At 67.3% G+C, this 12,793-nt stretch carries 10 protein-coding genes; 9 read left to right on the forward strand and 1 reads right to left on the reverse strand.

Going from position 1 to position 12,793, the window contains the following annotated elements:
- Window positions 1-3 precede the first annotated feature (3 nt).
- The 6 genes from murC to lpxC all read left to right on the forward strand — a co-directional run bounded on the left by murC (window position 4) and on the right by lpxC (window position 7,106).
- The gene (murC, locus tag MNR01_RS14660; protein WP_241920643.1) at window positions 4-1,449 is read left to right on the forward strand and encodes a UDP-N-acetylmuramate--L-alanine ligase; all 1,446 of its coding nucleotides are present in this window, start codon (window positions 4-6) and stop codon (window positions 1,447-1,449) included.
- The gene (locus tag MNR01_RS14665) at window positions 1,446-2,438 is read left to right on the forward strand and encodes a D-alanine--D-alanine ligase (RefSeq protein ID WP_241918497.1); all 993 of its coding nucleotides are present in this window, start codon (window positions 1,446-1,448) and stop codon (window positions 2,436-2,438) included. The genes murC and MNR01_RS14665 overlap by 4 nt, the downstream gene beginning before the upstream one ends.
- Window positions 2,435-3,175: a cell division protein FtsQ/DivIB gene (locus MNR01_RS14670; RefSeq protein WP_241918498.1), complete on the forward strand. Its 741-nt coding sequence runs from the start codon at window positions 2,435-2,437 to the stop codon at window positions 3,173-3,175. Before MNR01_RS14665 ends, MNR01_RS14670 begins: the two co-directional genes overlap by 4 nt.
- 10 nt (window positions 3,176-3,185) lie before the next feature.
- Window positions 3,186-4,421: a cell division protein FtsA gene (ftsA, locus tag MNR01_RS14675; protein WP_200606777.1), complete on the forward strand. Its 1,236-nt coding sequence runs from the start codon at window positions 3,186-3,188 to the stop codon at window positions 4,419-4,421.
- A 195-nt stretch (window positions 4,422-4,616) separates the two neighbouring features.
- The gene (ftsZ, locus tag MNR01_RS14680) at window positions 4,617-5,843 is read left to right on the forward strand and encodes a cell division protein FtsZ (RefSeq protein ID WP_241918499.1); all 1,227 of its coding nucleotides are present in this window, start codon (window positions 4,617-4,619) and stop codon (window positions 5,841-5,843) included.
- Between the two features lie 348 nt (window positions 5,844-6,191).
- Window positions 6,192-7,106, forward strand: coding sequence for a UDP-3-O-acyl-N-acetylglucosamine deacetylase (gene lpxC / locus MNR01_RS14685; protein WP_241918500.1), 915 nt, complete (start codon window positions 6,192-6,194; stop codon window positions 7,104-7,106).
- A gap of 247 nt (window positions 7,107-7,353) precedes the next feature.
- Here the strand turns inward: lpxC and MNR01_RS14690 are convergent, their stop codons facing one another.
- Window positions 7,354-7,791, reverse strand: a complete 438-nt coding sequence (locus MNR01_RS14690) for a DUF721 domain-containing protein (protein ID WP_241918501.1) — start codon at window positions 7,789-7,791, stop codon at window positions 7,354-7,356.
- 5 nt (window positions 7,792-7,796) lie between these two features.
- Here MNR01_RS14690 and MNR01_RS14695 point away from each other — a divergent pair, with 5 nt between their 5' ends.
- From MNR01_RS14695 to MNR01_RS14705, 3 genes are all read left to right on the forward strand, one after another.
- Window positions 7,797-8,720 (forward strand): M23 family metallopeptidase, encoded by a 924-nt coding sequence (locus tag MNR01_RS14695; protein ID WP_241918502.1) that lies wholly within the window; start codon window positions 7,797-7,799, stop codon window positions 8,718-8,720.
- Window positions 8,721-8,950: 230 nt separating this feature from the next.
- Window positions 8,951-11,683: a preprotein translocase subunit SecA gene (gene secA / locus MNR01_RS14700; RefSeq protein WP_241918503.1), complete on the forward strand. Its 2,733-nt coding sequence runs from the start codon at window positions 8,951-8,953 to the stop codon at window positions 11,681-11,683.
- Window positions 11,684-11,768: 85 nt separating this feature from the next.
- The gene (locus MNR01_RS14705) at window positions 11,769-12,767 is read left to right on the forward strand and encodes a Nudix family hydrolase (protein ID WP_256451846.1); all 999 of its coding nucleotides are present in this window, start codon (window positions 11,769-11,771) and stop codon (window positions 12,765-12,767) included.
- The last annotated feature ends 26 nt before the right edge of the window (window positions 12,768-12,793 follow it).

The raw sequence follows: 12,793 nt of genomic DNA on the forward strand, positions 1-12,793 counted from the left end.
GCCCTGCGTCGCCGCCTGCAGCACACCGGCGACCTCGCCAAAGCCTTCCCGCGCGTGCACTTCGTCGGCATCGGCGGCGTCGGCATGAGCGGCATTGCCGAAGTGATGGGCACGCTGGGCTACCAGGTCTCCGGTTCGGACAACGCCGACAACGCGGTGACGCGCCGCCTGGCCGCGCTCGGCATCACCGTCCAGCGCGGCCATGCCGCCGCGAACGTCCTCGGTGCCGACTGTGTGGTGGTGTCCAGTGCGATCCGCGCCGACAACCCGGAACTGATGGAAGCGCGTGCGCAGCGCATCCCGGTGGTGCCGCGTGCGGAGATGCTGGCCGAACTGATGCGCTTCAAGCGCGGCATCGCAGTGGCCGGCACACACGGCAAGACCACGACGACGTCGCTGGCCGCCAGCGTGCTCGCCGAGGGCGGCATCGACCCGACCTTCGTGATCGGTGGCCAGCTGCTTGCCGCCGGCGCCAACGCCCGCCTGGGCACGGGCGACTGGCTGGTGGCCGAGGCCGATGAAAGCGACGGCAGCTTCCTGCGCCTGAATCCGCAGATCGCGATCGTCACCAACATCGACGCTGACCATCTGGAGAACTACGGCGGCGATTTCGCCAACGTGCAGTCGGCGTTCGAGGAATTCATGCACCGCCTGCCGTTCTACGGCCTGGCCGTGCTGTGCATCGACGACCCGGAAGTGGCCGCGCTGGCAGCCAGGACGCCGCGCCATGTCATGACCTACGGCTTCAGCGAAGTGGCCGACGTGCGTGCCGAGGACGTCGAGCAGGACGGCCCGAACATGCGTTTCACCCTGTGCCTGCCCGATGCGACGCGCACGCAGGTGACGCTGGCGCTGCCCGGCCGCCACAACGTGCAGAACGCACTGGCGGCGGCTTCGGTGGCCTGGCAGCTGGGCGTCAGCGCCGAAGCGATCGCGCGCGCCCTCAAGGCATTCGCCGGCGTCGGCCGCCGCTTCAACCTGCTCGCCAGCCCGACCACCGCCAAGGGCGCGAAGGTGCAGTTGGTGGACGACTACGGTCACCACCCGAAGGAGCTCGAGGCGGTGTTCGCCGCCGCGCGTGGTGGCTGGGCCGACAAGCGCCTGGTCGTGGCCTTCCAGCCGCATCGCTACAGCCGTACCCGCGACCTGTTCGACGAGTTCGCCGCGGTGCTGTCCAGCGTCGACGTGCTGGTGCTCACCGAAGTCTATCCGGCAGGCGAGGCGCCCATTGCCGGCGCCGATGCCAAGTCGCTGGCGCGCGCGATCCGCGCGCGTGGCCGCATCGATCCCATCGTCGTCAGCGGCGCGGCCGACCTCGCCAGCGTGTTGCCGGATGTCCTCAACGACGGCGACCTGCTGCTGATGATGGGCGCCGGTGACATCGGCTACGCCGCGCAGCAGATCGCAGCCAACGGCTTCAACGGAACCAGCAACGGAGAGAAGAAGTGAGCGCGCAGTTCCCGATCGGCCCCGCCCAGGTCAGCGATCCCGCCGTGTTCGGCCGCGTCGCCGTGCTGATGGGCGGCACCAGCGCCGAGCGCGAGGTTTCGCTCGACTCCGGTCGCAACGTGCTCGAAGCCCTGCGCTCGCGCGGCATCGACGCGTTCGCGGTCGACGGCGTCCCGGCCCTGGTCGACGCGATCCGCGCCGGCAGCGTCGATCGCGTGTTCAACATCCTGCACGGCAACAAGGGCGGCGGCGAAGACGGCGTCCTGCAGGGCCTGTGCGAAGCGCTCGGCGTGCCGTACACCGGTTCCAGCGTGCTCGGTTCGGCGCTGACCATGGACAAGATCCGCACCAAGCAGGTGTGGCTGAGCGAAGGCCTGCCGACGCCGCGCTACGTGCGCCTGTCGCCCGGCGCCGACGTGCATGCCGCCGCGCGCGGACTGGGCCTGCCGGTGTTCATCAAGCCGTCGAGCGAAGGCTCCAGCGTCGGCGTGTCGCGCGTGCTCGCCGACGCCGACCTCGATGCCGCCGTCGAGCATGCCGCCCGTTACCCGGGCGAGCTGCTGATGGAGCAGCTGATCGACGGCGAGGAACTGACCGTGCCGATGCTGCTGGTCGGTGGCCGGCACGTGGCGCTGCCTTCGATCCGCATCGTCCCCAAGGGCGAGTGGTACGACTACCACGCCAAGTACATCGCCGACGACACGCAGTACCTGTGCCCGGGCCTGGAAGGCGCCGAGGAAGATACGATCCGGCGCCTGGCGCAGGAAGCCTTCGTCTCTGCCGGCTGCCACGGCTGGGGCCGCGTCGACTTCATGCGCGATCGCACCACCGGCGCGCTCTACCTGCTCGAAGTGAACACCGCGCCCGGCATGACCAGCCACTCGCTGGTGCCCAAGGCCGCGCGCCAGGTCGGCATCGAGTTCGATGAACTGTGCTGGCGCGTGCTCGAGTCGAGCCTGGCCAAGGTCGCAGGAGGTGCGCTGGCGTGAACGCCATGCTTCGCCTCGTTGGCTGGATCCTCGCGCTGGCGCTGGTCGTGCTGCCGATCGTGGCCGTGCTCAACGGCTGGATCGGTGCCAGCCAGTGGCCGCTGCAGAAGCTGCGCGCGACCGGCCAGTTCGAGCGCGTCGACGAGGCGCTGCTGCGCCGCACGCTGATGCCGTATGCCAAGAGCGGCTTTTTCGCCGTCGACCTGGCGTCGGCGCAGGACGCGGTGTCGAAGCTGCCGTGGGTCGAGCATGCGCAGGTGCGCAAGCGCTGGCCGGACGTGCTGGAAGTGATCGTGGTCGAGCACCGCCCGTTCGCGCGCTGGGACAAGGACCTGCTGCTGTCGCAGCAGGGCAAGCTGTTCCCGGCCAAGGGCGTCGAGGTTCCGGCGGGTCTGCCGCAATTGGGCGGACCGCACACGCGCGTGGCGGAGGTGGTGGAGCTCTACAACGAGTCGCGCGCGCAGTTCGCGCCGATCGGCCTGGACGTGAAGGAAGTCGCGCTCGATCCGCGCGGCAGCTGGACCCTCGGCCTCGACAACGGTGCCCGGATCGTCGTCGGTCGCAGCGAGGCACGCGCACGCATCGGTCGCTTCGTCCGCCTGATGCCCCAGCTGCTGGCACAGCAGGCGCAGGTGCTCAAGCGCGCCGATCTTCGTTACACCAATGGTTTTGCACTGACGTGGGCGCCGGTTCCGGCGCCGGCGGCGGTGCCGCAGCAACCGCAAGGACAATCATGAGCGTGCTGGTATGAATCGCAAGGGCGACAAGTCGCTGATCGTGGGACTCGACATCGGCACCTCGAAAGTGGTGGCGCTGGTCGGCGAGTACTCGCCGGGCAATCCGATCGAGGTGATCGGCATCGGCTCGCACGAATCGCGCGGCCTCAAGCGTGGCGTCGTCGTCGACATCGAGTCGACGGTGCAGTCGATCCAGCGCGCGATCGAGGAAGCCGAGCTGATGGCTGGCTGCGAGATCCGCTCGGTCTACGCCTCCATCTCCGGCAACCACGTGCAGTGCCGCAACTCGCAGGGCATCGCGCCGATCCGCGACGGCGAGGTGACCTACGGCGATCTCGACCGCGTGCTCGAAGCGGCCAAGGCCGTGGCGATCCCCGCCGACCAGAAGATCCTGCACGCGATCCCGCGCGACTACGTGCTCGACGATTCGCAGGACGGCATCCGCAACCCTGTCGGCATGACCGGCGTGCGCCTGGAGGTGCATGCGCACCTGGTGGTGTGCGCGCAGTCGGCCGCGGCCAACATCAGCAAGTGCGTGCAGCGCTGCGGCCTGCAGATCGACGATCTGGTCCTGAGCGTGCTGGCGTCCAGCCAGGCTGTGCTGACCTCCGACGAGCGCGAGCTCGGCGTGATCCTGGTCGACATCGGTGCCGGCACGACCGACATCGCCGTGTTCGTCGGTGGCGCGATCGCGCACAGCGCGAGCCTGCCGATCGCCGGTGACAAGGTCACCGAGGACATCGCCCACATGCTGCGCACGCCGACGCCGGAGGCCGAGCAGATCAAGGTCCGCTACGCCTGTGCGCTGGCGCAGATGGCGACCGCCGAGGAATCGATCCAGGTTCCCAGCGTCGGTGATCGCCCGCCGCGGCGCATGCCGCGCGCCTCGCTGGCGCAGGCAGTGCAGGCGCGCTACGAGGAAATCTTCGAAATGATCCAGGCCGAACTGCGCCGCAGCGGCTTCGAGCATCACGTCCGCGCCGGCATGGTCCTGACCGGCGGCGCGGCAAAGATGGAAGGCGTGGTGGAACTGGCCGAGGAAATGCTGCAGATGCCGGTGCGCGTGGGCATCCCGCAGCACGTCACCGGCCTGGGCGAAGTGGTCGGCAACCCGGTGCACGCCACCGGCGTGGGTCTTCTTTTGATGGGCAGCCAGATCGAGCACCCGCGTCGCCCGGTGATCTCCACCGGTCGCGCCGGCAGCTTCTTCAGCAAGCTCAAGAACTGGTATCGCGGCGAGTTCTGATGATGGTCAGGACTGCAACAAAGACGCATTTGTGGAGCACGGAATCGACGCGGCGGATGCCACGCCGGTTCCCGGTCCGGGCAGGGAGCCCGGGCCAAGAGGGCAGGCGAGGCGACGGCGAAGAGCGGCAGGCAGCACCCAGTATTTCGAAAGCAACACGACACATAACTAGCAACACATAACGAGGACGACGACATGGCACATTTCGAACTGGTTGAAAAAATGGCCCCGAACGCGGTGATCAAGGTTGTTGGCGTGGGCGGCGGCGGCGGCAACGCAGTCGCGCACATGGTCAGCGGCAATGTCGATGGCGTTGAGTTCATCACCGCCAACACCGACGCGCAGGCGATCAAGAACTGCGGCGCCAAGCTGCAGCTGCAGCTGGGCAGCAACGTGACCAAGGGTCTTGGCGCCGGCGCCAACCCGGAAGTCGGCCGCCAGGCTGCCCTGGAAGACCGCGAGCGCATCATGGATGCACTGACCGGCGCCGACATGGTGTTCATCACTGCCGGCATGGGCGGTGGCACCGGTACCGGCGCCGCGCCGGTGGTGGCGCAGCTGGCCAAGGAGATGGGCATCCTGACCGTCGCCGTGGTCACCAAGCCGTTCCCGTTCGAGGGTCGCCGTCGCATGCAGGTCGCGCTCAAGGGCATCGAGGAACTGAGCCACCACTGCGATTCGCTGATCACCATCCCCAACGAGAAGCTGATCACCGTGCTGGGCCGCAACGCCACGATGATCCAGGCCTTCCGCGCCGCCAACGACGTGCTGCTCGGCGCCGTGCAGGGCATCGCCGACCTGATCGTCCGCCCGGGCCTGATCAACGTCGACTTCGCCGACGTGCGCACCGTGATGAGCGAGATGGGCCTGGCGATGATGGGCACCGGCTCGGCACGCGGCGATGACCGCGCACAGGCTGCTGCCGAATCGGCGATCCAGAACCCGCTGCTGGACGACGTCAACCTGTCCGGCGCCAACGGCATCCTGGTCAACATCACCGCCGGTCCGGACTTCACGATGGCCGAGTTCGACGAAGTCGGCCGCACCATCGAGAACTTCGCTTCCGAAGATGCGACCGTCGTCATCGGCACCGTGCTCGACCCGGACATGCAGGACGAGGTCAAGGTCACGGTGGTCGCCACCGGCCTCAACCGTGCCGTCTCCCGCCAGTCGGTCCGCGGCAGCGAGAAGGAGGCCCTGCGCGCCCCGATCACGCTGGTGCGCAATGCCACCACCGGCCAGCCGGAATTCGGCGCGATGGAAGACATGGCCGCCCCGGTGCGTCCGAGCTTCGGCAACAGCCTGCGCGGCAGCACCAGTGCGCGCTCGGCCGAGCCGTCGTCGTCGCCGGCCGTGGCCGACTTCGGCAGCGACAGCAGCTACCTGGACATCCCGGCGTTCCTGCGCCGCCAGGCGGACTGAAGAAGTCTTGTTTCCCTCCCCCTGCGCGCAGGGGGAGGGGCGAATGCAGGACCTCGCCCTGGCAGCAGGGAGAGGGCAAGACCGTCGTCGTCCCTGTGGTTCCTTGGGCCTCCCAAACGGGGCTTTAGGCCGGTCGGCCCTGCAAAAGCAGGCCGACCGGCCATCTTGCCCGGCCCATGAGGCCGGACAGTGACGGATTTCCATTAAGGTTCAGGCTGCCCGGTGGTATTCTTTCGCGCCGTTCAGGCGAGAACGATTTGCATCTGCCTGCCCGCGGCCTTACATATCCCGGACGCGCATGGATGCGTCCCAGTCCATAACAGGTCTGCCCCCGACAGGTTTGCCCAGATGCTGCGCCAGCGCACCCTCAAGAACGTGATCCGCGCCACCGGCGTGGGCCTGCACAGCGGTGAGAAGGTCTTCCTCACCCTGCGTCCGGCTCCCGTCGATACCGGCATCGTGTTCCGCCGCGTCGATCTCGACCCGGTGGTGGAAGTGCCTGCCAGCGCGGAGCTGGTCACCGAGACCACGCTGTGCACGGGCCTGAGCTGCGGGCCGGCCAAGATCCAGACCGTCGAACACCTGCTGTCGGCGCTGGCCGGGCTGGGCATCGACAATATCTATGTGGAGCTGTCGGCGGCCGAAGTGCCGATCATGGACGGCTCCTCGGGTCCGTTCGTGTTCCTGCTGCAGTCGGCAGGCATCGCCGAGCAGGAAGCGGCCAAGCGTTTCATCCGCATCAAGCGCCCGGTGGAAGTGCGCGACGGCGACAAGGTCGCGCGTTTCGAGCCCTACGACGGCTTCCGCCTGGACTTCACCGTGCAGTTCGACCACCCGGCCATCCCGGCCTCGCAGTCGCGCGCGGTGGTGGATTTTTCCACGGCCAACTACATCCAGGAAGTCAGCCGCGCCCGCACGTTCGGCTTCATGCGCGACCTGGAATACATGCGCGAGCGCAACCTGGGCCTGGGCGGCTCGATGGACAACGCGATCGTCCTCGACGAATTCCGCGTCCTCAACGACGACGGCCTGCGCTACGCCGACGAGTTCGTCCGCCACAAGATCCTCGATGCGGTGGGCGACCTGTACCTGGCCGGTCATCCGGTCATCGGCACCTATGTCGGCTTCAAGTCGGGTCACGCGCTCAACAACAAGCTGGTCCGCGCGCTGCTCGCCGAGCGTTCAGCCTGGGACGAAGTTACGTTCAGTGAAACCGATGCCACGCCGGCACCGGTCGCCTACGGCGTGCCCGCCACCGCCTGAAGCGTGGTCCGTATCGTTTCCGCGGCGCGCCAGTCGCCCGATGCAGCAAACGGTTACATGAATTGGAAGGGCGTCACAGACGTGAACATCACGTGACGCTTTAACAATTATTTAACGATATCCTATCAAAATGTTTCTAACCCTTTAACAATTTCAAAGGGTTAGGCCTTTAGCATGCCCCGACCGCAGCCACTCGGTGGACCCCCGGCAACAAGTTTGCCAAAGGTCGATCAGGTTCGGCGGCGTCCTACGAACCGGCAGAGTCCGGATCTTTCAGGGACGCCAGAGCGGCCTGCAGTGCTAGCAGTGCAGTCGCTGAGATGGGTTTGGCTTTCCGATCCGATTGTGGGGAGGCAGTCGTCGGAGTTGTCGTTTTGACGATCAGTTCAGCCGCATCCAGCCCGACGGAACGGGCCGCGTCGAGCAGTTCCGGGGCAGCGAGCCGCAACTTGGCACGCCATACCGGGGCGTCGACGACAAACACGAGCCTGCCTCGTTCGTAATTGGCCAGCCGCGCATGCGCGGCCAAAGACGGCGGCAGGTGTGGGCGTAACCGTAGGTCCAGTTGTTCGAGCCACAAGGCACGACGAATTGGACCACCAGCGGGCTCGGCCAGCAGCGCATCCAGCGCCGCCAGCGGAGTCGAGGGGCCTCTTTTTGGGGACCTGGGCTTGGAATCAGACATAAGACATGACCTATCCATCCATCGTAAACAAATCCCGCGTCCAGCTGTCGCATTGGTTGCAGCAGGCCGCTTACTGGGGAGCGCAGCGTCCCGCCCTTGCCATCGCCCTGCTTCTGGGCAGTGGCGCGGCGATCGGTGCAGGCGCCGGCATTGCCGACAACGCCATTCTGCGCAGCAAGTCCGACAACCAGGAAGCGCTGATCGCGGCCACCCGCCGTGATGCCCAGCGCGAGATCAATGCCCTGGCCGCTCGCATGGGCGAGCTGCAGGCAGAGGCCAACCGCCTCAACGCCCTCGGTGAGCGCCTGACCCGCATCGGCCAGCTCCAGGACGGCGAGTTCGATTTCGACAAGCCGGTTGGCGTCGGTGGCGCCGGTCCGGTCCGTGACATGACCAAGGCCGAGCTCGACGAAGGCATGGCAACCCTGGGCCAGCAGTTCCAGGCCTCGGGCGAGCAGCTCTCGGTGCTCGAGTCGCTGCTGTTCAACCGCCAGCTCGACATGAACGCGGTCCCGGGCCGCGAGCCGATCGCCGGCAGCTACATCACCTCCGGCTTCGGCGGTCGCGCCGATCCGTTCAACGGCGGTCACGCCAACCACAAGGGCCTGGACTTCAAGGCCAACGTCGGCGACCCGGTACTGGCCGTGGCCGATGGCGTGGTCAGTTACTCGGGCGTGCGCTCGGGCTACGGCAACGTGATCGAGGTCGACCACGGCAACGGCTATGTCACCCGTTACGCCCACAATTCGCGCCTGACCCACAAGGTCGGCGAGCTGGTCCGCGCCGGGCAGGAAATCGCCAAGGCCGGTTCGACGGGCCGCTCCACCGGTGCCCACGTGCACTTCGAGGTGTGGGAGAACGGCCGCGTGGTCAATCCGCGCAACTTCCTCAGCCAGCAGTCGCCGCTGAAGGTCCAGATCAAGGGTTGACGTTTGCCCCCCTCCCGCTGGCGGGAGAAGGGCAGTCGTCGCCTTGCAAGCACCGACACTCGCCCCCACGGTACAATCGGACTGGCCACAGTTCAGGCTCGATGCGATCGGGGCGCACGGCGCCCCGATTCCATTTCGAGCCGACCTCCTTCCGGGGAACTTGCTGGCGGACGTGCACTCTGAGTGCGTCTTGCCTGCTGGTTCCCCTGTTCCGCTTTCCGGACCCGTACATGCTCAACAGCCTGCTTACCCGCGTTTTCGGTAGTCGCAACGATCGCCTTCTGCGACAACTGCAACGCTCCGTCCTCAAGATCAACGCCCTCGAGCCGCAGATGGAGAAGCTCAGCGATGCTGAGCTGCAGGCCAAGACCGGCGAGTTCCAGAAGCGCATCGCCGACGGCGAGTCACTCGACAAGCTGCTGCCGGAAGCGTTCGCGGTCTGCCGCGAGGCCTCGCGTCGCGTCCTGGGCATGCGCCATTACGACGTCCAGCTGATCGGCGGCATGGTCCTGCACCTGGGCAAGATCGCCGAGATGCGCACCGGTGAAGGCAAGACCCTGGTGGCAACCCTGCCGGTCTACCTCAATGCCCTGGAAGGCAAGGGCGTCCACGTCGTCACGGTCAACGATTACCTGGCCCGCCGCGACTCGGCGTGGATGGGGCGCGTGTACAACTGGCTGGGCCTGACGGTCGGCGTGGTCTACCCGGGCATGCCGCACAGCGACAAGCACGCCGCCTACGCCAGCGACATCACCTACGGCACCAACAACGAATTCGGCTTCGACTACCTGCGCGACAACATGGCGCTGTCGAAGGAAGACCGTTTCCAGCGCGGCCTGAACTACGCGATCGTCGACGAGGTCGACTCGATCCTGATCGACGAGGCGCGCACCCCGCTGATCATCTCCGGCCCGGCCGACGAGTCGCCGGAGCTGTACATCAAGGTCAACCGCCTCGTTCCGAACCTGATCCGCCAGACCACCGAAGAAGGCGAGGGCGACTACTGGGTCGACGAGAAGAGCAAGCAGGTGCACCTGTCCGAGTCCGGCCAGGAACACGCCGAGACGCTGCTGCGCCAGGCCGGCATCCTGCACGGCGAGGACGACTCGCTGTACGGCGCGCAGAACCTGGGCGTGGTCCACCACCTCAATGCCGCCATGCGCGCGCACGCCATCTACCAGCGCGACGTCGATTACATCGTCCGCGACGGTGAGGTGGTGATCGTCGACGAGTTCACCGGCCGCACCCTGGCCGGCCGCCGCTGGTCCGACGGCCTGCACCAGGCGGTCGAGGCGAAGGAAGGCGTGCCGGTCCAGCGCGAGAACCAGACGCTGGCAAGCATCACCTTCCAGAACCTGTTCCGCATGTACAACAAGCTGTCCGGCATGACCGGCACGGCCGACACCGAGGCGTACGAGTTCCAGAGCATCTACGGCCTGGAAGTGATCGTGATCCCGACCCACAAGCCGGTGCAGCGAAAGGACCATGCCGACGCGGTGTTCCTCAACCGCGCAGGCAAGTACCGCGCGGTGCTGGCCGAGATCAAGGACGCCAACGAGCGCAAGCAGCCGGTGCTGGTCGGCACCACGTCGATCGAAGTGTCGGAAATGCTCAGCCAGCAGCTGCGCGACGCCGGCATCCACCACGAAGTGCTCAACGCCAAGCAGCACGAACGCGAAGCGCAGATCGTGGCGCAGGCCGGTCGTCCGGGTGCGATCACCATCGCCACCAACATGGCCGGCCGCGGTACCGACATCGTCCTGGGCGGTTCGCTCGAGAACGAAGTGGCGCTGCTTGAAGCCAGCAGCGGCGGCGAGCTGGACGAAGTCACCAAGGCGCGCCTGAAGGCCGAGTGGCAGGCACGCCACGAGGCGGTCAAGGCCGCCGGCGGCCTGCATATCGTCGGCACCGAGCGCCACGAGAGCCGCCGCATCGACAACCAGCTGCGCGGTCGCGCCGGTCGCCAGGGCGACCCGGGTTCGAGCCGCTTCTACCTGTCGCTCGAAGACAACCTGATGCGCATCTTCGCGGCCGACTGGGTGCAGCGCGTGATGGCGCGCATGGGCCTGAAGGAAGACGACATCATCGAAAGCCCGCTGGTGTCCAAGCAGATCGCCAACGCGCAGCGCAAGGTCGAGGCCCACAACTTCGACATCCGCAAGAACCTGCTCGACTTCGACGACGTCAACAACGACCAGCGCAAGGTGATCTACGCCCAGCGCGACGAGCTGCTCGAAGCCGAGAACGTCGAAGAGAACATCGAAGGCCTGCGCAGCGACGTCGTCGCCGACACCGTCGCGCGCTTCGTCCCGCTCAACTCGATCGACGAACAGTGGGACCTGCCGGGCCTGGAAGCGGAGCTGGAGCAGGACTTCGGCGTGGCCGTGCCGCTGGTGGCGATGGCGAAGGAGAGCGAAGAGCTCGACGCCGAGACCATCGAGGAGCGCGTGCAGGAAGCCGTGCTGGGCCACTTCTCCGAGCGCGAGACCCAGCTCGGCGCCGAGACCATGCGCATGCTGGAAAAGCACATCATGCTCAACGTGCTCGACCAGAACTGGAAGGAGCATCTTGCGCGCATGGATTACCTGCGCCAGGGCATCCACCTGCGCGGTTACGCGCAGAAGCAGCCCAAGCAGGAGTACAAGAAGGAAGCGTTCGAGCTGTTCAGCGAGATGCTGGAGAAGGTCAAGCGCGAAGTCGTCACCCTGCTGGCGCGCGTGCGCATCCGCAGCGAAGACGAGGTTGCCGCCCTGGAAGCGCAGGAACGCGCCGCTGCCGAGGCGCAGGCGCAGCAGATGCAGTTCCAGCACGCCGACGTGGGCGGCTACGGCGCCGACGAGGAAGCCGCGCAGGCGCGCGCGATGGCCGGTGGCAACGATGCCTTCGCCAATGTCGGCCGCAATGACCTTTGCCCCTGCGGCAGCGGCAAGAAGTACAAGCACTGCCATGGGCAGATCGCCTGACCGCAGGTCGCATTGCTCGAAAGCCCCTTTCCCGCGTGCGGGAGAGGGGTCGGAGTGAGGGCAGGGCGCCGACAGCGCCGACACCATGACCGGTCACCCCCCTCCAGCAGCTTCCACGCACCTCGACAGCAGCAGCGCGAGGCTGCCAACGCGCATCGTTGAAGTGGTTGCCGGTGTGATCCGCGATGCCCGCGGGCGTTTCCTGCTGGCACGCCGCACCGAAGGCCGTGACCTTGCCGGCCTGTGGGAATTCCCGGGTGGCAAGCACGAGCCCGGCGAGTCGGCCGAGGCCGCGCTTGCGCGCGAGCTCCACGAAGAACTCGGAATCGACGTCGAGCTCGGCCCGCCGCTCATCACGGTGCCGCAGGTCTATCCCGACAAGCGCCTGCGCCTGGACGTGCGCATCATCGCCCGCTGGCGCGGCACGGCTCGCGGTCGCGAAGGACAGGCCCTGGTGTGGGTGCCGCCGCACAAGCTGGCCAGCTACGCCATGCCGCCGGCGGATCGCCCGGTGGTGGCGGCCCTGCTCCAGCCCTCGCACTACCTGGTGACGCCAACGCCCGGCGACGACGACGCGCAATGGTTGCTGGAACTCGAAGCGGCGCTGGCGGCCGGCGTCCGTCGCGTCCAGCTGCGGGCACCGGGCCTGGATCCCGCACGCTGGCGGTCATTGGCCAGACAGGCCGTGCAGCTTTGCCACCGCGCGGGGGCCGAAGTCCTGGTCAACGCCGATATCGCGCTCGCCCGCGAACTGGGCGTCGGGCTGCACCTGCCATCCGTGCTGCTGCATGCACAGGGCGAGCGTCCACCCCCGCCGGAGTTGCCGCTGGCCGCGTCCTGCCACGGCCTGGAGGACCTGGTCGCGGCGCAGGCCCTGGCCTGCGACTTCGTCGTCCTTGGCAGCGTGAAGGCGACACCTAGCCACCCGGAGATTGCCGGCATCGGCTGGGACGCCTTTGCGGCCCTGCGCGAGCAGGTATCCCTGCCGATCTACGCCATCGGCGGCCTGGGTCCCGGCGACCTGGACGAAGCCCGCACGCACGGCGCACAAGGCATCGCCGCCATCCGCAGCCTCTGGCCCTGAAAGGTAGCCCGGGTAAGCGAAGCGCA

It is taken from the genome of Lysobacter sp. S4-A87 (assembly GCF_022637455.1).
Lineage (GTDB): Bacteria > Pseudomonadota > Gammaproteobacteria > Xanthomonadales > Xanthomonadaceae > Lysobacter_J.

Bases quoted from the DNA above. Each gene is read 5' to 3' on its own strand.
- ftsZ (WP_241918499.1), top strand. From the start codon at position 4,617: ATGGCACATTTCGAACTGGTTGAAAAAATGGCCCCGAACGCGGTGATC.
- secA (WP_241918503.1), top strand. From the start codon at position 8,951: ATGCTCAACAGCCTGCTTACCCGCGTTTTCGGTAGTCGCAACGATCGC.
- MNR01_RS14705 (WP_256451846.1), top strand. From the start codon at position 11,769: ATGACCGGTCACCCCCCTCCAGCAGCTTCCACGCACCTCGACAGCAGC.
- ftsA (WP_200606777.1), top strand. From the start codon at position 3,186: ATGAATCGCAAGGGCGACAAGTCGCTGATCGTGGGACTCGACATCGGC.
- lpxC (WP_241918500.1), top strand. From the start codon at position 6,192: ATGCTGCGCCAGCGCACCCTCAAGAACGTGATCCGCGCCACCGGCGTG.
- MNR01_RS14690 (WP_241918501.1), bottom strand. From the start codon at position 7,791: ATGTCTGATTCCAAGCCCAGGTCCCCAAAAAGAGGCCCCTCGACTCCG.
- MNR01_RS14695 (WP_241918502.1), top strand. From the start codon at position 7,797: ATGACCTATCCATCCATCGTAAACAAATCCCGCGTCCAGCTGTCGCAT.